The organism is Actinokineospora terrae (genome assembly GCF_900111175.1).
GTDB classification, from domain to species: Bacteria; Actinomycetota; Actinomycetes; order Mycobacteriales; family Pseudonocardiaceae; genus Actinokineospora; species Actinokineospora terrae.
The window spans coordinates 444,689-464,264 of record NZ_FOGI01000006.1 but is presented as its reverse complement, the minus strand read 5'-3'; the positions used below and the strand labels follow the sequence as shown (position 1 = coordinate 464,264).

19 protein-coding genes are annotated in these 19,576 nt (G+C 71.8%); 6 read left to right on the top strand and 13 right to left on the bottom strand.

Annotated elements, in window-relative coordinates; translation table 11 throughout:
- Positions 1–495: 495 nt before the first annotated feature.
- Positions 496–1,626: a CaiB/BaiF CoA transferase family protein gene (locus BMY07_RS16175; RefSeq protein ID WP_092778964.1), complete on the bottom strand. Its 1,131-nt coding sequence runs from the start codon at positions 1,624–1,626 to the stop codon at positions 496–498.
- 42 nt (positions 1,627–1,668) lie between these two features.
- Positions 1,669–2,790 (bottom strand): acyl-CoA dehydrogenase family protein, encoded by a 1,122-nt coding sequence (locus BMY07_RS16170; RefSeq protein ID WP_092778962.1) that lies wholly within the window; start codon positions 2,788–2,790, stop codon positions 1,669–1,671.
- Between the two features lie 139 nt (positions 2,791–2,929).
- Between BMY07_RS16170 and BMY07_RS16165 the strand changes: the two genes are divergently transcribed.
- From BMY07_RS16165 to BMY07_RS16145, 4 genes are all read left to right on the top strand, one after another.
- Positions 2,930–3,541, top strand: a complete 612-nt coding sequence (locus BMY07_RS16165; protein ID WP_092778960.1) for a TetR/AcrR family transcriptional regulator — start codon at positions 2,930–2,932, stop codon at positions 3,539–3,541.
- A gap of 254 nt (positions 3,542–3,795) precedes the next feature.
- Entirely contained in the window at positions 3,796–4,725 is a 930-nt protein-coding gene (locus tag BMY07_RS34375) for a hypothetical protein (RefSeq protein ID WP_177215602.1), read from the top strand.
- A 64-nt stretch (positions 4,726–4,789) separates the two neighbouring features.
- Entirely contained in the window at positions 4,790–5,842 is a 1,053-nt protein-coding gene (locus BMY07_RS16150) for a GNAT family N-acetyltransferase (protein WP_092778954.1), read from the top strand.
- 26 nt (positions 5,843–5,868) lie between these two features.
- The gene (locus tag BMY07_RS16145) at positions 5,869–7,434 is read left to right on the top strand and encodes a succinic semialdehyde dehydrogenase (protein WP_092778952.1); all 1,566 of its coding nucleotides are present in this window, start codon (positions 5,869–5,871) and stop codon (positions 7,432–7,434) included.
- A 588-nt stretch (positions 7,435–8,022) separates the two neighbouring features.
- On the opposite strand, the gene BMY07_RS16140 is transcribed toward BMY07_RS16145, so the two are convergent.
- The 5 genes from BMY07_RS16140 to BMY07_RS34365 all read right to left on the bottom strand — a co-directional run bounded on the left by BMY07_RS16140 (position 8,023) and on the right by BMY07_RS34365 (position 12,719).
- Positions 8,023–10,998: a helix-turn-helix transcriptional regulator gene (locus BMY07_RS16140; protein WP_092778950.1), complete on the bottom strand. Its 2,976-nt coding sequence runs from the start codon at positions 10,996–10,998 to the stop codon at positions 8,023–8,025.
- Between the two features lie 33 nt (positions 10,999–11,031).
- Positions 11,032–11,196, bottom strand: a complete 165-nt coding sequence (locus BMY07_RS34370) for a hypothetical protein (RefSeq protein WP_177215601.1) — start codon at positions 11,194–11,196, stop codon at positions 11,032–11,034.
- A 285-nt stretch (positions 11,197–11,481) separates the two neighbouring features.
- Positions 11,482–11,685, bottom strand: coding sequence for a DUF397 domain-containing protein (locus BMY07_RS16135; RefSeq protein WP_092778948.1), 204 nt, complete (start codon positions 11,683–11,685; stop codon positions 11,482–11,484).
- Positions 11,686–11,706: 21 nt separating this feature from the next.
- Positions 11,707–12,564, bottom strand: coding sequence for a helix-turn-helix domain-containing protein (locus BMY07_RS16130; protein WP_092778946.1), 858 nt, complete (start codon positions 12,562–12,564; stop codon positions 11,707–11,709).
- Complete coding sequence (locus BMY07_RS34365) at positions 12,561–12,719, bottom strand: hypothetical protein (protein WP_177215600.1); 159 nt, start codon at positions 12,717–12,719, stop codon at positions 12,561–12,563. The genes BMY07_RS16130 and BMY07_RS34365 overlap by 4 nt, the downstream gene beginning before the upstream one ends.
- Before the next feature lie 427 nt (positions 12,720–13,146).
- Between BMY07_RS34365 and BMY07_RS16125 the strand changes: the two genes are divergently transcribed.
- Positions 13,147–13,521, top strand: coding sequence for a hypothetical protein (locus BMY07_RS16125; RefSeq protein WP_092778944.1), 375 nt, complete (start codon positions 13,147–13,149; stop codon positions 13,519–13,521).
- Positions 13,522–13,605: 84 nt separating this feature from the next.
- Here the strand turns inward: BMY07_RS16125 and tesB are convergent, their stop codons facing one another.
- The 6 genes from tesB to BMY07_RS16095 all read right to left on the bottom strand — a co-directional run bounded on the left by tesB (position 13,606) and on the right by BMY07_RS16095 (position 18,854).
- On the bottom strand, positions 13,606–14,496 hold the full coding sequence (gene tesB / locus BMY07_RS16120; RefSeq protein ID WP_092778942.1) for an acyl-CoA thioesterase II: 891 nt from the start codon (positions 14,494–14,496) through the stop codon (positions 13,606–13,608).
- 260 nt (positions 14,497–14,756) lie between these two features.
- Positions 14,757–15,197, bottom strand: a complete 441-nt coding sequence (locus tag BMY07_RS16115; RefSeq protein ID WP_092778940.1) for a GNAT family N-acetyltransferase — start codon at positions 15,195–15,197, stop codon at positions 14,757–14,759.
- Positions 15,198–15,245: 48 nt separating this feature from the next.
- Complete coding sequence (gene pyk / locus BMY07_RS16110) at positions 15,246–16,670, bottom strand: pyruvate kinase (RefSeq protein ID WP_092778938.1); 1,425 nt, start codon at positions 16,668–16,670, stop codon at positions 15,246–15,248.
- A 96-nt stretch (positions 16,671–16,766) separates the two neighbouring features.
- Entirely contained in the window at positions 16,767–17,429 is a 663-nt protein-coding gene (locus BMY07_RS16105) for a DUF2461 domain-containing protein (RefSeq protein ID WP_092778936.1), read from the bottom strand.
- Positions 17,426–18,199 carry an aminotransferase class IV gene (locus BMY07_RS16100; protein ID WP_092778934.1) on the bottom strand — a complete coding sequence of 258 codons (774 nt, stop codon included), beginning with the start codon at positions 18,197–18,199 and terminating at the stop codon, positions 17,426–17,428. The genes BMY07_RS16105 and BMY07_RS16100 overlap by 4 nt, the downstream gene beginning before the upstream one ends.
- Before the next feature lie 70 nt (positions 18,200–18,269).
- Entirely contained in the window at positions 18,270–18,854 is a 585-nt protein-coding gene (locus BMY07_RS16095; RefSeq protein ID WP_092778932.1) for a dihydrofolate reductase family protein, read from the bottom strand.
- Positions 18,855–18,934: 80 nt separating this feature from the next.
- Between BMY07_RS16095 and BMY07_RS16090 the strand changes: the two genes are divergently transcribed.
- Positions 18,935–19,564: a class I SAM-dependent DNA methyltransferase gene (locus tag BMY07_RS16090; RefSeq protein ID WP_092778930.1), complete on the top strand. Its 630-nt coding sequence runs from the start codon at positions 18,935–18,937 to the stop codon at positions 19,562–19,564.
- Positions 19,565–19,576 lie beyond the last annotated feature (12 nt).

The window sequence follows — 19,576 nt, the reverse complement described above, 5'->3', positions numbered from 1 at the left end:
GCCGCCCGGCAGCCGGGTGCGCGTCCCGCACCATGATCCCCCATCCCGGCGACCGGCGGAGCGGATTTCGGCACCGACATCGACCGAGCGTGAGATCCGAGCGCTCGCGGACCCCCGGTCCGCCACCGCTCGCGTCGAGGGCGTCACTCTACGGGCGCAGTGGCCCGTCACCGCCCGGACACACCGGGGGCGACCGGTGATCTCCGCCGGATCCCACGAACGGTGTCATCTTTGAGCCGACGGCCGGGATGGGACAGATCGGGCGCGATCAAGCCGGTAGAACTTGCGGTGTGCCGCCGGGGTCATCACCCGGCGGGCAGGCCAGGAAGGCCCTCGGTCCCCGCCCAGCAGGCGGGCGCCAAGGCAGGCCGCCACAGCGCGTGCCGCGCCCGCGGCTGTGAGGACGCCACAAGCACCCTCACAGCCCACTCCAGCCCTCCGGGCCCAGGGGCCCCGCGCAAAGGAAGTTCGCCCCATCGAGCTTCCCGCCCGACCTCAGGCGATGACGGCCGACTGCCGCAGCCTCGCGATCTCCGATTCCGGCACACCCAACTCCGCCAGCACCGCCGCGGTGTCCGCCCGCGGTGCGCTAGGCGGGGCAGGTGTCGCCGACGCCGTGCGGCTGAACCTCGGCGCGGGTGCGGGTTGGGTCTTGCCGCCGACCTCCACGAACGTGCCGCGGGCGACGTTGTGCGGGTGGTCCGGCGCCTCCCCCGGGGTGAGCACCGGCGTCAGGCAGGCATCGGTGCCCTCGGCCAGCGCGGCCCACTCGTCGCGGGTGCGGGTCTTCACCGCGGCGGCGATCTGCGCGCGCAGGGCGGGCCAGGTGCTCGGGTCGAGGTGGTTGGGCGGGTCGCGCAGGTCGAGCAGTGTGCCGAGCGCGGCGAAGAACCGGGCCTCGATCGCGCCGATCGCCACGTACTTGCCGTCGGCCGCCTCGTAGGTGTCGTAGAAGGGCGCGCCGCCGTCGAGCAGGTTCTCGCCGCGGCCGCCGGGCCACAGCCCCAGGTCGCGCAGGCCGTGCAGGCTGGTGGTCAGCAGCGCCGCCCCCTCGACCATCGAGGCGTCGACGACCTGCCCCTGGCCGGAGGCCTGCCGCTCGACCAGCGCCGCGAGCACGCCCATGGCCAGCAGCAGTCCCCCGCCGCCGAAGTCGCCGAGCAGGTTGAGCGGCACGGTGGGCTTGTGGCCCGCCTGCCCGATCGGGTCGAGCGCGCCCGCCACCGCGATGTAGTTGATGTCGTGCCCGGCGGCGGTGGCCAGCGGCCCGTCCTGGCCCCAGCCGGTGATCCGGCCGTAGACCAGGCGCGGGTTGCGGGCCAGCAGCGCGTCGGGGCCCAGCCCCATCCGCTCGGCCACCCCGGGGCGGAAGCCCTCGACGAGCACGTCGGCCCGGTCGACCAGGCGCAGCACCAGGTCCAGGCCCTCCGGTGCCTTGACGTCGACGCCGATCCAGCGGCGGCCCCTGGTCAGCGGGTCGTCGGGGAAGCCGAGCACGTCGGCGCCGGGCGCGGCGCGGTCGACCCGGACGACCTCGGCGCCCAGGTCGGCCAGCACGGTGCAGGCGAACGGGGCGGGGGCGAGCCCGGCGAGCTCGACCACCCGCAGGCCGGTGAGAGGTCCCATGTGTGTCCTCGGTCTGCGGTGTGCGGTGTTCAGGCGTGCTGGTCAGAGCGTGCGGGAGATGATCTCCTTCATGATCTCGTTGGTCCCGCCGTAGATCCGCTGCACGCGCTGGTCGAGGTAGATGCGGGCGATCGGGTACTCGGTCATGTAGCCGTAGCCGCCGTGCAGCTGCAGGCACTCGTCGATGGCCTTCATCGCGCGGTCGCTCGTCCACCACTTGAGCATCGCCACGGTCGGGATGTCGAGCTCGCCGCGCAGGTGCTTGGCGATGCAGTCGTCGAGGAACACCCGGGCGATGCGGGCCTCGGTGGCGATCTCGGCGAGGGTGAACTTGGTGTTCTGGAAGTGGTAGACCGGGCGGCCGAACGCCTGCCGGTCCTTGGTGTAGCGCAGGGTCAGCTCCAGCGCGATCTCCATGGCCACCACCGAGGAGATGCCGATGATCAGCCGTTCCTGCGGCAGCTGCTGCATGAGCTGGACGAAGCCCTGGCCCTCGACGCCGCCGAGCAGGTTGCCGACCGGGACGCGCACCTCGTCGAAGAACAGCTCGGCGGTGTCCTGCGCCTTGAGGCCGAGCTTGTCGAGCACCCGGCCGCGGCGGAAGCCCGCCCGCTCGGTCTCGACGATGACCAGCGAGGTGCCCTCGGCGCCCTTGGTCGGGTCGGTCTTGACCACGACGATGACGAAGTCGCACTGGCCGCCGTTGGTGATGAAGGTCTTGGCGCCGGAGACGACGTACTCGTCGCCGTCGCGCACCGCCTTGGCCTTGATGCCCTGCAGGTCGGACCCGGCGCCCGGCTCGGTCATCGCGATCGCGCCGACCCACTCGCCGGTGGCCAGCTTCGGCAGCCAGGCGTGCTTCTGCTCCTCCGTGCCGTAGGCGAGCAGGTAGTGGGCGACGATGCCGTTGTGCAGCGAGACGCCCCAACCGCTGTCGCCCGCGCGCGCCTGTTCCTCTAAGAGGATCGTCTCGTGCGCGAAGTTGCCGCCACCGCCGCCGTACTCCTCGGGGATGGACAGGCACAGCAGCCCGACCTCACCGGCCTTGGTCCACAGCTCGCGGTCGACCTGCTTGTTCTCGACCCACCGCTCGGTGTTGGGGGTCAGCTCCTTCTCGCAGAACGTGCGGGCCAGGTCGCGGAAGGCGTCCAGGTCGTCGTCCATCCACGGGGAACGCTGGGTCACCGGGGCCTCCTCGCGGCGAAAACATTCCGGACTGCATGTAAGTTCTGCTCTGAAGGTACCTGCTCGCGGAACTGGCCGTAAAGTGCCGCACACCCGTGGCGTGAGGAAGGGCGGAGCCGTGGCCGTGCGCACCCACCGCACCCAGCAGGAGCGCAGTGAGCAGACTCGCGAGGCACTGCTGGAGGCGACCATCGGTTGCCTGGTGGAACTGGGGTACGCGCGCACGACCGTGCAGGAGGTGTGCGCGCGGGCAGGGGTGTCCAGGGGTGCCCAGCAGCACCACTTCACCACCAAGGCCGAGCTGATGACCGCCGCGCTGGAGCACCTGTTCGCGCGGCTGACCCGGCAGGTCAGCGAGGCCGCCGCGGGGTTGCCGCCCGGCCGCGAGCGGGTCACCCAGGGCATCGACCTGCTGTGGGAGGCGTACTCGGGCACCCTCTCGACCGCGGCGGTGGAGCTGTGGGTCGCCGCCCGCACCGATCCCGAGCTGCGCGAGCGCCTGCGACCGGTCGACCGCGCGCTCGGCCACGCCACCCTCCAGCTCTACCGGGACGCCGCGGGCGACGACCTGCCGGAGGCGGAGCTGGAGACGCTGCTGCTGCTGAGCGTCAACCTGGTCCGCGGTCTGGCCCTGGACGCGATGATCGGCGGCGGCGCCCAGCGCAGGGCCCGGCTGCTCGAGGAGTGGAAGTCCACGGTCCTGGACCGCTACACCGCGTTCGCCGACTGAGCGTTCCCGGCGGCGGACCGGCAGCTTTCGGCGAGCCGGGTACCAGCACGACGGCCGCGCGCCTCCGGTGCAGGCGGAGGGGCGCGGCCGCGGTGTGTGCCTGCCTTGCTGGTCTGCAGCGGCCGACCCGGCCCTCGCTCGGGTCGGCCGCTGCTCACCCATAGATGAGGGGGGCGGGACGCGAACGGGACGCTTGCTTTCGCAAACAATGTGGCGGCCGCCATCCAGCGGCACCGCCCTGCCAAGATCACCGCGTGACCACGTCACCCCCCGGCGCCGAGCCGCCGAGACCCGAGCCCTCCCCTGAACCCCCGTCACCGACACCGCCCGTGCTGGCCGAACCGGTCGCGGTGCTCCCGGGAGGTGCGCCACCACCCCAGGGCTTACCCGGCCCATTCCCCCAGGTCGGCCCACCGCCGATGAGCCAGGTCGGCTGGCACCCGCCCGCGCCCGAGGCGCCGCTGTGGTGGCCGGGACTGGTCGCGGCGCTGCTCATGCTGACGGCGGCGGCGCTGGCCGTGGTCGGGTCGCTGCTGCGGCTGCTGGGCGGGTCGTTCTGGGAGGACGAGTTCGCGGGCCCGGACGAGCCGCCCTTCAACCCGGTGGAGGTGACCCTGTGGTCGAGCATCGACGACCGGGTCGACCGGTCGATGGGGCTGTTCACCGTCACCCCGCCCGGTTCGTGGCTGCCGGTGCTCGTCGCCGTGGTGCTCGCGGTCGTGGTCGCCGGGTACGGGGTGGCGGCGGCGGTGCGGCCGAGCGGGTTCACCGCGACGATGACCAGGGTCACCGCGGCCCTGACCGCGGGGATCCTGCTCAGCGCGGCCTTCCTGGTGTTGCAGTCGATTCTGCGGATCAAGGCCGAGGTCGACTACATGAACCGCATGGTCGACGAGGCGCAGCCGGACCTCCCGGTCCCGGCCGGGGGCGTACCGATGCCGGAGCTGCTGGTGGGTCCCGGCCCGGTGGTGCTCGGGATCGGCGCCCTGGTCGCCGTGGTGGGCATGGGCTTCACCTGGCTACCGCGGCGAACGCCGTGGGAGCCGCCGGTGTTCGCGCCCCCGGTTCCCGGACCGCCGCACTGGGCGCCCGCGGGCGCCGCGCCACAGGCTCCGGCTCCGGCTCCGGCTCCGGCTCCGGCTCCGGGTGAGCAGACCACCGAGGAGCCCAGGCCGGGGGCCTGATCTGCTCACATGACCGAAACACGGGGGCACCCCGCAGGCAACAGTCGGTCCGCACGCTCTACCCATGGACAGACCCACGACCTGGCGCCTGCGGGTACGCCTCGATGACCGCCCCGGCGCACTCGCGCGAGTGACCGCGAGACTGGCCGCGCGTGACTGCAACGTCCTTGGCCTGTCGGTGCTACCGGTGCCCGGTGGGGTAGTCGACGAGATCGTGGTCAACACCCCGGACACGTGTTCACCCGCGGATCTGGTCACCGACTTGCGCGCCGAGGGCGGTCGTTCCGTCGCGATCACCCGCGCGGACGTCCGTCATCTCGTCGATCGCACCACCGCGGCCCTCCGCGCGACAGGTGCCGCGCTGCGCGATCCGTCCGCCACCGCTGAGGCTGTGCGGGTGATCCTCGGCGCCGACTCGGTAGCGCCAGCCGACGCAGGTTCTGATCCGGCGGACGAAGGCGGACACCGCGTGGTGTTGGCGCTGACCGAGGACACGCGGCTGGTGGCGCGACGTGGGTGGGCACCGTTCACCGAGGTCGAGCTCGCACGGGTTACCGCGTTGAGCGAGGTACTTGGGGCGACCCACAGCACTGCGACGGCGGTAGTCACCAGCACTGGCGCCGGAATCGTGCTGCGGCCCGGTACCCCTGCCGACGCCGAGGCCGTCGCGGATCTGCATGCCCGCTGCTCCGCCAAGACGCTGTTCACCCGCTACCACGCGGGTATGCGCGCACTACCCCGCCGCTGGCTGCACCGGTTGCTCCAACCGCCGCGTGGGACGACGTTGCTGGCGATGTGCGGCACGCGGGTCGTCGGGATCGGGCAGGTGATCCGGACCGCGGACCCGGCGGAGGCGGAGATCTCCGTACTGGTGGAGGACGGTTGGCAGCGGCAGGGCCTGGGCGCCGCGATGATCGGCAGGCTCGGCTCGCTCGCGCGGGCGACCGGGCACGACCGGCTGGTCGCGTGGTGCCTGCCCGCCGAGGCCGGGTTCGTGCGGGCGGCGACCGCGTCGGGGCTGCCGGTGGTGGTGCGCCGGGAGGACGACCTGCTGCGCGTCACGCTCACGGCGGGGGTCGACCGGGAGCGGGTGACGACGGTCGCTACTGAGAAGTAACATGGGCTCTTGAGCTAAGGAGCCCCATGACCACCATCGGTTCAGTTCCCGGCGCCCCGACCGCGGCCAGGGCGGCCCAACTGGTCGCGCGGGCCGTTCACGGGCAGGACCCGTCGACGGTGACGATGACGGCGCCGTTCACCGGCGACCCGATCGTCACCCTGCCGCAGATCGATGACGCCGACGTGCGGCGAGCGTTCACCACCGCCCGCGAGGCGCAGCGGTCCTGGGCGGCGACGCCGGTGGCCGAGCGGGCCGAGGTGCTGCTGCGGCTGCACGACCTGATCCTGGACCGGCAGACCGAGGCGCTCGACCTCATGCAGGTCGAGACCGGTAAGACTCGGTTGGACGCGTACGACGAGGTAGCGGTAACCGCGATGACCGCCGCCTACTACGGACGTAAGGCTCCACGGTTGCTCTCGCCCAAACGCAAGGCGGGCGCGCTACCGGTGTTCACGAAGACCATCGAGGTGCGTCACCCCAAGGGCGTGGTGGCGATGATCTCCCCGTGGAACTACCCGTTGGCGTTGACGGGATTGGACGCGATCCCGGCTCTGGTGGCAGGCAACGCTCTCGTGCAGAAGCCGGACAACCAGACCGCGTTGAGTGCACTGTGGTTGCACGAGTTGGCGAGTGAGGCAGGGCTACCTGACGGCGTGTGGCAGATCGTGCTTGGTCGCGGTTCGCACGTCGGCAACGCTCTGATCGAGGAAGGTGACTACCTCGGCTTCACCGGGTCCACCGAGACCGGAAAGGGTTTGGCCGCCAAGGCCGCCGCGTTGCTGACCGGGTACTCAATGGAGCTCGGCGGCAAGAACCCGATGATCGTCCTGGCCGACGCCGACATCGACAAGACCGCCACCGGTGCCGTCACCGCGTGCTTCTCCTCGGCTGGGCAGCTGTGCGTGTCGGTGGAGCGGATCTACGTGCACGAGAGCATCCGCGAACCGTTCACCCGCGCCTTCGCCGCCAGGACTTCCGCGCTGCGCCTGGGTTCCACTTTGGACTACGGGGTCGACGTCGGCTCGCTCACCTCGACCGACCAGCTGGCGACGATCACCGAGCACGTGCGCGACGCGGTCACCAAGGGCGCCAGGGTGCACGCGGGCGGCAAGCCGCGCCCGGACCTGGGGCCGCTGTTCTACGAGCCGACGATCCTCGGCGACGTCCGCGAGGGCATGACCCTGTTCGCGGAGGAGACCTTCGGCCCGGTGGTCGCGATCTACGGCTACACCGACCTCGACGACGCGATCGCGGCCGCCAACAACACCCGCTACGGCCTCAACGCCAGCGTGTGGACGCGCAACACCCTCATCGGCGAGGAGGTGGCCACCCGGATCCACGCGGGCACCGTCAACATCAACGACGGCTACGGCGCCACCTTCGGCAGCCTCGACGCCCCCATGGGCGGCATGGGCGACTCCGGCACCGGCCGCCGCAACGGCACCGAGGGCCTGCTGAAGTACACCGAGGCCCAGACCATCGCCACCCAGCGCCTCCTGCCCCTGCGCCCCACCCGCCCCCTCCCACCCCGCACCTGGACCGCCGCCCTCACCCTCGGCCTCCGAGCCCTCAAACGCCTCCCCCGCTGACCACAGTGGACAACCACAATTGATCACCGCGCCACCCCCCCACCCCCACCGCACACCAAGAATCAGGCACGCCTGATTTCCACTGCCCTGATCGCACCGATCATCACTTCGAATGGGGTGAGATATCCGTCAACACCCGCTATTCCGCCGGTGTTGACAGCCCCGAACCGGCATTTCCGCGTTGCCGGTGTTCCCAGTCCCACCAGAAGTCGATCACCTCGACAGCAGCCCGCGGCCGTGGACCGCGGCACCCGCGAGTCACGGCTCGCGGCGCACCGCCGATCGGCCGGGCAGCACCGCCCGGCGGTGCAGTTTCCGCCCGCTCCCAACCGCAACGAGCGATCGGGAGAGCTCGTGGCCGCACCGAACGCGAAGACGAGCAGATCTGCGTCTCAGCGGCGTTCCAGGATCCGCACGTTGGCCCCAGACAGAAGCCTCGTGGCACCGATCGCCCAGGCAGCGCCCGGCCATCTCGCCGATGGCGGCAGCGCGTGTCCCACCGTCGCAGCGCCGATGGGCCCGCAGCACCACCGGCTCAGCGGTGACAGCAGGCATCTCCGCGTTGCCGGTGTTCCCACCGGCGGCCGGTCACGTCGACAGCAGGCCGCGGTCGTAGGCGACCGCGACGGCCTCGGCTCGGCGGCTGGCGCCGAGTTTGGCCATGATGCGGCTGAGGTGGACGCTGACGGTCTTCTCGCTGATGAACAGTTCCTCGCCGACCTGGCGGTTGGTGCGGCCCGCGGCGACCAGGGCGAGGACGGCTCGTTCGCGGGGGGTGAAGGGGTCGACCTCGTCGCGGACCTGGGTGGTGTCGTGCAGGGAGACGCGGCCGCGCTTGGCGATCTTGCGCAGGGCCTCGGCCAGGGGTTTCGCGCCGAGGCGGGTGGCGACCTCGTCGGCGAGGCGCAGGTGTTCGGCGGCGGCGTCGCGGTCGTCGGCGGCCAGCAGGGCCTCGGCGAGGCGGCGGCGGCACATGGCCTGCTCGTACACCGCGCCGTAGTCGAAGGCGGTCACGGCGGCCTGCCAGGCGGCCGGGTCGGCGGTCCCCAGCAGCCGGGTGTGCTCGGCTTCCGCGCGGGCCAGCCAGGCGAGCCCCTCTGGGCCGAGTGAGCCGGTGCGCGGGCTGCCGCACTCGGCGGTCTTGCGGACCATGGCGATCAGCGGCTCGCCCTCGGTGACGAACTCCTCGACCTCGTGCCCGCCGCGCCGGGCGGCCAGGGCCTGGTCGGCGAAGGCGGCGAGGCCGATGGCGCCGATCCGGATGCCGGCGAGGACCCACTGCTCGCCCGCGCGCGCCACCCAGTCCAGCGCCTCGCGGACGCTCTCGACGGCCTTGTCCGGCCTGCCGCGCCAGATCGCCAGTTCGGCGCCGACCGCGCCGGTGGCCAGCGGGATCTGCAGGTCGCGGTGCCAGTCGGCGCGCAGTTCGGCCAGCAGCCGCTCGGCCTCGGCGAAGCGCCCCCGCCCGACCGCGACGTACGCCCCGACCGCGGCCAGGCGCGCCGAGACCGTGCTGGACACCTTGTGCCCCGGTGGTTCCGCCGCCGCCTCGCTGCCGTCCCAGTCGCCGCGCGCGTAGCGGATCACGACCTGCACGACCCGCAGCTCCAGCCCGTACGTGCTCCAGGTGAGGCCGGTCTCCCCGGCCCGCTGGACGCCCCCGTCGACGACCTCGGCCGCCTCGTCGAGCCGCCCGGACTCGTAGAGGTTGACGCACAGCGAGTACCTGGCCCGCAGGTCGACGGTGATCGCGTCGACGTCGGCCGCCCTGGTCATCGCCGAGCGCAGCCGCTCGCGGGACTCCTCGGGGTGCCCGTCGGCCTCGGCCAGGATCGCCAGCGTGGTCAGCGCGTCCGCCTCCGGGCCGCCCGCGCCGACCTGCCTGGCGATCGCCACCGCGTTCTCCGCGCGCTCGCGCGAGTCGGCGTTGCGGCGCTGACCGCGCAGGATCGTCGCGTACGCCGCGAGCACCCAGGCCTTGTCCGGGCTGGGCGGCCGGTCGGCGACCAGCGCCCACCCCTGTTCGATGCTGGCCAGCGCCTCGTCCTCGCGGCCGTCGACGGCGTAGAGGGACTGCGCCAGGCGCCTGCGCAGTTTCGCGGCCCGCTCCGGGGCGACCCCGTGCTCGGCGATGCGCACGGCGGACTTGGCGAAGGCGATGGCCCGCTCCGGGTCGCCGGACATGCCCGCCACCCAGGACGCGTGCTGCAGCAGGGTCATCTCGTCGACGTCGCCCGGCCGCTGCTCGGCGGGCACCGCGTCCCAGAGCTTCAGCGCGCGCTCGACGTGCTCCAACGACTCCGCGGGCGCGCCGGACCGCTCCGCCTCCCAGCCTGCCGTGACCGACGCGGCGAGGGCGGCGGGCAGCGCGTGGCTTTCCATGCTGTGGTGCGCCAACGCGGCCGCGGCGCCGCGCACCCCCGTGTCGTCGGCGAGCTGCCTGGCGTAAGCGGCGTGCAACCGGACCCGTTCCCCCGGCAGCAGATCCCCGTAGACGGCCTCGCGCATCAACGCGTGCCGGAAGCTGTAGACGTCCTCGGCCGGGACGAGGACGTGGTGCGCGACCGCCTCGCGCAGAGCTGCGTCCAGGTCGTTCTCGTCGAGTTCGGCGACGGCGCGCAGCCGGGCGTCCGGCACCCGCCTGCCCGCGACGGAGGCGACCCGCACCACCGTCTGGGCGGTCGGGCTCAGCCGCTCGACCCTGGCCAGCAGCACGTCGACCAGCGTCGCCGGGATGCCGGCGTCGTCGGAGCTGGAGTAGGCGGCGAGCAGTTCCTCGGCGAAGAAGGCGTTGCCCTCGGAGCGGCCCGCGACCTCGCGCAGCACCCGCTCGGACAGCTTGTCCTCGGCCAGCGCGGCCACGAACGTGCGGGCGTCCGCGGTGCCGAACGGGGCCAGCTCGACCCGCTCGACCTGCGGCAGCCGCACCAGCTTGGCCAGCAGCGGGCGCAGCGGGTGGCGGCGGTGCAGGTCGTCGCCGCGGTAGGTGCCCAGCACCAGCAGCCGCTGCGAGCGCAGCCGCGACAACAGGAACGACAGCAGGCTGCGGGTCGAGGCGTCCGCCCAGTGCAGGTCCTCCAGCACCAGCACCACCGGCGTCTGCTCGGCGAGGTCGGTGAGCAGCCCGTGGACGGCGTCGAACAGCTGCAACTGCCCGATGTCCTGCTCGAAGCGCGGCCCGACGACCGGGATCGCCATCCCCGACGCGACCCGCCCCGGATCCGGCAGCGCCGGTAGGGCTACCTCGGGGAAGAGCCTGCCCAGCGCCGGACGGGCCGCGGCGCGATCACGCACCGCGGCCAACGCCTCGGCCACCGGCAGGTACGGGAGGCCGGTCTCGCCCGCGTCGAGACAGCGACCGGTCAGCACCAACGCCCCCAGGCCGCTGGCGATGACGCCGACCTCCTCGGTCATCCTGGTCTTGCCGACACCGGCGTCCCCGGCGAGCAGCACGGCCGCGGCCCTACCGGCCGCGGCGGCCTCCACCGCCGCACGCAGCCTGCGCAGTTCACGGCCGCGCGCGACCAGGGGTATTCCCGAACCAAGACGCGGCATGTCCAGCATGCTCGCACACCCCACCGACGGTTCCCGCGACCGTCAGGCCGCGCGGTCGCCCTGCCTCGGATCCGGGCGCTGCCCGGACAGCCGCCGCCACCAGGGCGCCCGGCGCACCTCGCGCAGGTGCAGCCGGCTGGTGCGGTCCAGCGTGCCGTTCCTGCGGTAGTTGACCTCGGCCTGGACCGCTTCGATCGTCCACTCCACGTGGATCACTCCCTCTGTCGTGTCCGCCGGTGTTCCCCGGCTGACGACAACGGTGCCGCTGAGGGAGGGGGTGGGAGATCGGGTGAACGCGCAGTCTCGGCCTTACCCACCCTTACCCGGGGCAGTCGGAGGGGGTCGCTGAGCGGGGTAAGGGGTGTGGCCGAGCCGGTGGGGTAAGGGGTGGGATGGGGAACGGGGCCACGGCGTGCCGTGGCCCCGCCACCGAGTGGGTCCGGGACCGGGATGCTGTCGATCATCCCGGGCTCGGGCGCCGCGCGGCCTGGATCACCCGGCCGCCAGAAGGTTTCCCTTCACGGCACCGACGAAGGCGGTCCACTCGATGTCCGCGAACGACAGGTGCCCGAACTCCGTGTTCTTGGAGTCGCGCACCGTCGCGCCGCTTCCGCCTATGACGAGCTCCACGCAGTCGTTGCCCGCACTGCGGCTACTCCTGCGCCATTCGGCGCTCGCGAGGTCAGAAACAGTCACGCCCCACTCCTCTCGTGTTATTCAGGAATCACGGATCAACTCCTCCGTGATCCGTTGGACCAGGTCGACTGTGTCGTCCGGTCGCAACGCCGCCGCACGCAAGTGGTCGAACAACAACGAGTACTTGTGGACATCCGCCGGGGACTCGAGGTAGACGCCGTTGGCGGTGCTCTCCACGTAGACGACGTCCGGGTCGATCCGGTCGGGGAAGCCGAGGATGAGGAAGGGCGCCTCCATGCCCGCGTGCGCGCCCACCGCGAACGGGACGACCTGGAGGGTCACGTTGGGCAGCTGGGCCACCTCGACCATCTTGCGCAGCTGCTCGACCATCACCTCGGGTCCGCCGGTGAGCCTGCGCAGCACCGCCTCGTCCATCACCGCCCAGTACTCCGGGGGGCTGGGGTCGGTGAGCAGCCGCTGCCTGGTCTGCCTGGCCTCGACCCGCATGTCGAGCTCGGCAGGCTGGGCGTCCGGGCGGATCGCGCGCAACATCGCCCTGGTGTAGGCGGGGGTCTGCAGCAGACCGGGCACGATCAACGCCTGGTAGGCGCGCAGCGAGGACGAATCGGCCTCCAGGCCGACGAACGCGCCGGTGAACACCTCGTTGTAGGCGTGCCACCAGCCCTTCTGCCTGGCCTCCCTGGCCAGCTGCACCAGGGCGTCGCGCTGCTCGTCGACGATGCCGTAGAGCTCGGCCATGTCGCGCACGTCGCGGGGGGTCACGCTGACGTGGCCGGTCTCGATGCGGCTGACCTTCGACGCGGAGCACTCGAGCTTCTCGGCGACCTCGTCGATGGTCAGCACGGCCGCTTCCCGGAACCGCCGCAGTTCGGCGGCGAGCCTGCGGCGGCGAACCGTCGGACTGGGTCCACGCGTCACTTCTGCACCTCGTTTCCGACCGCGGCCTGCGCGGTCATGGGCGGGTCTGTCGTCGGGGGGTGTCCGGCGTTCTCGGCGCGGATCCCTACCGCGCGCCGTGGGCAAGTGTCGATGCTGATCTTGTCGAACACAAGCAGCGGCGCGGTCGCGCTCACACCAGGTGGGAACGCGCGGCCGAATCGACGACGGTCACCCGATCGTGTGGTGCAACTTGCAGAATGTCGCTGCCACAATGCATTCTGGTTATGAAAGCGCGGACGCAGGCGAATCGGACGCGGCGGACAGGGAAGCCGAACCCGTCGGGGGGCGTGGGGCGCACCTGGGAGTCATCGGCCGATTCGGTCGTCCGCTTGAGAGCGTCCAGCGGGAACGGTTGGCCGGGCACGGATCCGAGGCGGGTCCGGTGGGCGCCGGTGCGGGGATTCCCGGCGTGGCGCGGTTTTCGCCGTCAGCGGGTGGTGTCGGGCGGGTGTTGACCACAGGGTGGTGTCGGGCGGGTGTTGACCACAGGGTGGTGTCGGGCGGGTGTTGACCACAGGGTGGTGTCGGGCGGGTGTTGATCACAGGGCGGGAGGCCACAGGGTGAGCGGGTCCATCTTCGGGCACATGGCGGCGTCGCTGCGGGACTACCTGGAGGAGTTGGGCGACCACGCGCGCACCGGGTCCGACCTCGACGCGGCCCGGCTGGCCCGCACGGAGCTGCCCCGGGTGGTGGCGGCGTTGCGCGCGGTGCTCGACGAACACCGCCCCGGCCGGGACGGTCGCTGCCCCACCTGCCGGACCCGGCTGTTCACCCGCGCGCCCTCGCCGTGCCGGGCGTACCTGACGGCGCACCTGAGCGTGCTGGTCACCGAGGACGGCGCGCAGGAGGACACCGCGGAGGGGCACCGGGTCGCCGACCGGCGCCGCGTCAGCGGCAGGCTCGTCGACCGCCACCGCGCCAGGCTGGCAGGCTGACCCGGGGCGCAGCGAACCCACCCCCCTCGCGCGCCCCGCCAGGTGGGGCCCGGGTCATCTCCCCCGACGACCCGGGTCCCACCCTCAGCCGACCAGCCGCAGCAGGCCCTCCTGCACCACGGTCGCCACGAGCCTGCCGTCGCGGGTGAAGAACCGGCCGGTCGCCAGGCCGCGGCCGCCGGAGGCGCTGGGCGAGGCGCAGTCGTAGAGGATCCACTCGTCGGCGCGGAACGGGCGGTGGAACCACATCGCGTGGTCGAGGCTGGCGCCGAGGACCTTGTCGGTTCCCCAGTAGACGCCGTGCCTGGCGAGCACCGCGTCGAGCAGCGTCATGTCGGAGGCGTAGGCGAGCACGCAGACGTGCAGCAGCGGGTCGTCGGCGAGCGCGCCGTCGGTGCGCATCCACACCTGGTTGCGGGCGTCCCTCGGCCCGGTCTCGCGCGAGAGCCACGGCGGCTCGCTGACGTAGCGCACGTCGATCGGCCGCGGCCGGTCCGCCCAGTCGCCGAACTTGGCCCGCAGGTCCGGCGTCATCCGCTCGGCGTGGGTGGGCAGCGACTCCGGGTCGGGCACCCGGGGCATCGGCTCCGCGTGCTCGATCCCGCGCTCGGCGACCTGGAACGACGCCGACAACGCGAAGATCGCCTTCCCGTGCTGCACCGCGACGACCCGCCGCGTGGTGAACGACCTGCCGTCCCGGATCCGGTCCACCTCGTAGACGATCGGCACACTCGGGTCGCCGCCGCGGATGAAGTAGGCGTGCAGCGAGTGCACCCCCCGCTCCACCGGCACGGTCCGCCCCGCCGCCACCAGCGCCTGCCCCGCGACCTGCCCGCCGAACACCCGCACCGACGAGTGCTCGGGGCTGACCCCGCGGTAGATGTCGTCCTCGATGCGCTCCAGGTCCAGCAGCTCGACCAACCGGTCGAGCACACCCTGTCCCCGGGCCACCCCGTCCTCCGCGAAGTCGGTCATGCACCCCAGGCTAGTGCCCGCACCACCCTGTCCGAAGTGGACACCCTGGTCCGTCCCCTACGGTCGACCCAAGAGCGCCCTGGACACGACGAGCCAGACCAGACCCAGAGGAAACTGCCACCACCAACCTCGACGCCATCACCGCGGGAACCCACCTACGGACCGCGTAACGGCCCATCGCCACGACAAGAGTCGCACGCAGCCATAGAGCGCTTCATAGGCAAGTGTCGGCTCAATGGAGATGGCTTAGCAGTGCGAAATCACGACTGCGCTGCGGATACGGTGAAAGACAGGCGCACGCGGCCACCGACTTCAACAGTCGAGGCCGGAGCGGGAATCACCGAGTGCCAGAAGGAAGCGGCGACGGCGTCGTCGGGGTTGAACTCGACGGTCCAGGGGCCGGGGTGGCGGGTGAACTGGGCGAGGGCGGCGGCGCGGGCGAGTCCTTGGCGGCGGAGGTGGGGGGCGATCGAGAACTCGGCGATGGTCCAAGCGCCGGAGTCGACGCGGGCCAGGACGAAGCCGGCCAGTTCGCCTGCTGCCACGATGAAGTGTGCTTCGCGGTCAGGGTCGGTGAAGTACTGGTCCAGGTAGGGGTAACCGCCGGCGTGGACCTCGCCGAATGTGTCGCGCAGGTAGGTCTGTATCCAGCGGGACAGCAGTGCTTTGTCCGTCAACGCCACCGGGGCCAGCTCGATCACAAGGCCCCATGGTGCCGGAGCATCCGCCCCGGCACCTATACCCCACGATCAGGCGTGGTCTTCCTCGCCGAGCCGGTGGACGCGGATGAGGTTGGTGGAGCCGACCGTCCCCGGCGGGGAGCCCGCGACGATGACCACGAGGTCGCCGGGCTGGTAGCGGCCGATGGAGAGCATGGACTGGTCGACCTGGCGGACCATGCGGTCGGTGGAGTCGACCTCCGGGACCAGGAACGTCTCCGTGCCCCAGGTCAGCGCCAGCTGGCTGCGGACACCGGCCTCCGGGGTGAACGCCAGCAGCGGCAGCCGGGTGTGCAGGCGGGCCAGCCGCTTGACCGTGTCACCGGACTGGGTGAAGGCGACCAGGGCCTTGGCGTTGAGGCGCTCGCCGATGTCGCGGGCGGCGTAGGAGATCACGCCGCGCTTGGTGCGGGGCACGTGAGTCAGCGGCGGCACGGTGGGGCGCTCGGCCTCCACGGCCTCGATGATGCGGCTCATCGTCTGCACCGACTCGATGGCGTAGCGGCCGACGCTGGTCTCGCCGGAGAGCATCAGCGCGTCGGCGCCGTCGAGCACCGCGTTGGCCACGTCGGAGGCCTCGGCGCGGGTCGGCCGGGAGTTGCTGATCATCGAGTCGAGCATCTGGGTGGCCACGATGACCGGCTTGGCGTTCTCCCGCGCGATCTGGATGGCGCGCTTCTGCACCAGCGGCACCTGCTCCAGCGGCAGCTCCACGCCCAGGTCGCCGCGGGCGACCATGACACCGTCGAAGGCCAGCACGATGGCCTCCAGGTTGTCCACCGCCTCCGGCTTCTCCAGCTTGGCGATCACCGGCAGCCTGCCCCGGCCCGCCCGGTCCATCACCTGGTGCACCAGGTCGATGTCGGCTGGCGAGCGCACGAAGCTCAGCGCGATGAAGTCGACGCCCAGGTGCAGGGCGAACTCGAGGTCCTCGATGTCCTTCTCGGACAGCGCGGGCACCGAGACGTCCATGCCGGGCAGCGACAGGCCCTTGTTGTTGCTGACCGGGCCGCCCTCGGTGACCTCGCAGACCACGTCCTGGCCCTCGACGGAGGTGACCACCAGGCCGACCTTGCCGTCGTCGACCAGCAGCCGGTCACCGGCCTTGGCGTCGTTGGCCAGGCCCTTGTAGGTGGTGGAGACCCGGTCGTGGGTGCCTGCCACGTCCTCGACGGTGATCCGCACGACGTCGCCGGTGCGCCACTCGACCGGGCCGTTGGCGAACGTGCCGAGGCGGATCTTCGGTCCCTGCAGGTCGGCCAGGATGCCCACCGCGCGGCCCGCCTGGTCCCCCGCGGCGCGGACCAGGTCGTAGACCTGCTTGTGGTCACCGTGGCTGCCGTGGCTGAAGTTCATCCTCGCCACGTCCATGCCCGCCGCCACCAGGTCACGCACCCGCTCGGGGGTCGCGGTGGCCGGGCCCATAGTGCACACGATCTTCGCTCGTCGGTTCACACCTGAACAGCTTAGCCGCGCCCGCTGTACCGATCAGGATGAACTCGCCGATTGGCCGACTCGATTCAGAGTGTTCCACCTCTGGTTACGTGTCAGCTACCGACCGCGATCGGACAACCCCACGTGGTCACTGGCCCACTCGTTGAACGCCCGAAGCTGCCGCCACGCGGTTCGCACCCGGGTGAGGCAGCCGCGCTCGTGCAGCGTGTCGTCGGGCTGCCACACCCGCACCGCGTAGACCGACCGGTACTGGAGCAGGTCCAGCCGCGGGTGGTCCTTGGCGTACCCGCGCGGGGTGGTCTTGAGCCGATCGCCCGCGATGGTCCAGCCCGCGCGCTCGAGCTTGGCCAGGATGTCGCGCAGGGGGTCGCCGTAAATCTCCTCGGCGACCGCTGCGCGGAACCGGGCGAGCTGGTCGGACTCCATGTGGAAGCACCCGCCGCCGACCCGCAGCCCGTCCGGCCCGACCTCGACGTAGTACGCGCCCGCGCCGCGGCCGGACTCGATGACGCCGCCGCAGTGGTCCTTGTAGGGCCGCTTGTCCTTGGCGAAGCGCACGTCGCGGTGCGGGCGGAACACCTTCGGGCTGCCGAACTCGCCGCCGAACTCCTTCTCCAGCTCGCCCAGCAGCGCGGTCATCGGGGCGCGCACGTCGGTGTCGTAGGTGGCCTTGTTCGCGTCCCAGTAGGTCTTGGAGTTGTCGACCACCAGGCCGTCGTAGAAGTCGACGGCGTACTCGCCGAACCCGTCGAAGCTCATACCCGCTCCCCCGCGGTCGACTCGTACGCCCGCGCCAACCGCGCCGTGGCGTCCTCGTCCACCTTGTACTCGACCTCGTCGACCCGGCTGATGGCCCGCACCGGCGCGAGCGCGTTGGTGGCGAACGCGGCCCGGAACCCCGGCAGCTCGCCGACCTGCACCGGACGGGCCACAACCTTGGCGCCGGTGCGCGCGACGCCGCTCTGGATGAGCCCGAGCGCGATCCCCGGCAACGCAGGGGCGGTCGGGACGACGAGGGTGCCGTCCTCGTCGAGGAAGCAGACGTTCCAGGTGGACCCCTCGCTCACCTGCCCGTCTCCCCCGATGAACAGCACGTCGTCGAACCCGGCGCGGCGCGCGAGCCTGCGCTGGTAGAACAACCCGAACGTGCCGACGTGCTTGACCTGCGGCAGATCCCGCTGGTACCCGGCGGTCCGCACCTTCAACGGCCCGGTCTCGGCAGGCGGTGCACTGGTGGTCACCACGACCTCCGGCTCGACGTCAGCCTCAGGCTTCCGAGGATCGAACCCCGGCGCGTGCACCGTCACCCGCACCGCGAGCGGCCCGGTAGCCCCCTCGACCGCGCTTCGGATCGCCTGCCGGACGTACCCCTCATCGACCCCTCTGCCGAACACGACCCAGGCATCACGATCCAGCCGCTCTAAGTGCCGTGCGAGGCCTCTTACTCTGCCTCCGGCTACCAGCATCGAGGTGAAGTGCCCGTAGTTGACCAGGGCCAGGGACGCGGGGATGTCAGGCTGCGCGCTCATCGCTCCGCAGTCTCGCACGCGCGCCTCGGGGCTCTTGGAAGGGACTTCGACCTAGCCGCCCGGCCCGTGCTCATCGCCTCGTCTCGTACCGGGTCAGCAGCACGCCGCCGGGGAACGTCCTGTTCTCCACCAGGGTCAGGTTCACCCAACTGTCCAGCGCCGTGAAGAACGGCGTGCCGCCGCCGACCAGGACCGGCACGGTGACCAGCACGTACTCGTCGATCAGCCCGGCGCGCATGGCCGCCGCGGCGAGCGTCGCACCGCCGATGTCCATCGGGCCCGCGTCCTCGGCCTTGAGCCGGGTGATCTCGGTGACGGCGTCGCCGGTGACCAGGCGGGTGTTCCAGTCGACCGCGCTGGTCGTCGAGGAGAACAGCACCTTCGGCATGTCCCGCCAGCGGCGGGCGTACTCGACCACCGCGGGCGTCGCGCCGGGCTGCTGGTCGGCGGTCGGCCAGTGGGAACTCATCGCCGCCCAGAGCTTGCGCCCGTACAGCGACAGGCCCGTCGCGGCCACCCGGTCGGACCACCACTGGAACAGCTCGTCACTCGGCGACGAGTCCGGTCCCTCACTCCCGCTCCAGCCGAGGTCGTCACCGGGCGCGGCGGTGTAACCGTCCAGGGTCACGTTCATGGCAAAGGTCAGTTTCCGCATGGCGTCAGCCTCCCGCGAGTCGATCCCAAACGTACAGCGGGCAGCGCGAGAACCTCTCCGGCGAGTTCTAGGGTTGGGGTGTGGTGGAGAACTCGGCTGGGGTTGGGGCCGCTTATGACGCCGTCGCTGGGTTGTACGCGGAGTTGTTCGGGGATGTGCTGGATCGGTTGCCGGTGGAGCGGGGGGTGTTGGCCGCGTTCGCCGAGCTCGTGCGGGTCCGGGGTGCGGGGCCGGTCGCGGACGTGGGGTGCGGGCCGGGGCACGTGACGGCGCACCTGGGCGGGTTGGGGGTGGACGCGTTCGGGGTGGATGTGTCCTCGGCGATGGTGGAGCTGGCGAGGCAGAAGCATCCGGGGACGCGGTTCGACGTGGGGTCGATGGCAGCGCTGGACCTCGGCGACGGGGTTCTGGGCGGGGTGCTCGCGTCGTACTCGATCATCCACATGCGACCGGAGCAGGTGCCCGGGGTGTTCGGGGAATTCCACAGGGTGCTGGCTTCCGGCGGTCACCTGTTGCTCGGGTTCTTCGCGAGCGACGATCCGGAGCCGCAGGAGTTCGACCACAAGGTCGCGCTCGCCTACCGGTGGTCGCCGAACAGCCTCATGGACCTGTTGCGGCAGGCCGGGTTTGTGGAGGTCGCCCGAGTACTGCGCTCCCCACACGACGGCGAGCGGTTCCAGCAAGGACACCTGCTGGTCCGCAAGCCCTGACCCAGGCGCGTC

Excerpts from the sequence above, each read along its gene's own strand:
- BMY07_RS16175 (WP_092778964.1), bottom strand. The coding sequence starts at position 1,626 with ATGGGACCTCTCACCGGCCTGCGGGTGGTCGAGCTCGCCGGGCTCGCC.
- BMY07_RS16170 (WP_092778962.1), bottom strand. The coding sequence starts at position 2,790 with ATGGACGACGACCTGGACGCCTTCCGCGACCTGGCCCGCACGTTCTGC.
- BMY07_RS16150 (WP_092778954.1), top strand. The coding sequence starts at position 4,790 with ATGGACAGACCCACGACCTGGCGCCTGCGGGTACGCCTCGATGACCGC.
- BMY07_RS16145 (WP_092778952.1), top strand. The coding sequence starts at position 5,869 with ATGACCACCATCGGTTCAGTTCCCGGCGCCCCGACCGCGGCCAGGGCG.
- BMY07_RS16140 (WP_092778950.1), bottom strand. The coding sequence starts at position 10,998 with ATGCTGGACATGCCGCGTCTTGGTTCGGGAATACCCCTGGTCGCGCGC.
- tesB (WP_092778942.1), bottom strand. The coding sequence starts at position 14,496 with ATGACCGACTTCGCGGAGGACGGGGTGGCCCGGGGACAGGGTGTGCTC.
- BMY07_RS16105 (WP_092778936.1), bottom strand. The coding sequence starts at position 17,429 with ATGAGCTTCGACGGGTTCGGCGAGTACGCCGTCGACTTCTACGACGGC.
- BMY07_RS16100 (WP_092778934.1), bottom strand. The coding sequence starts at position 18,199 with ATGAGCGCGCAGCCTGACATCCCCGCGTCCCTGGCCCTGGTCAACTAC.
- BMY07_RS16095 (WP_092778932.1), bottom strand. The coding sequence starts at position 18,854 with ATGCGGAAACTGACCTTTGCCATGAACGTGACCCTGGACGGTTACACC.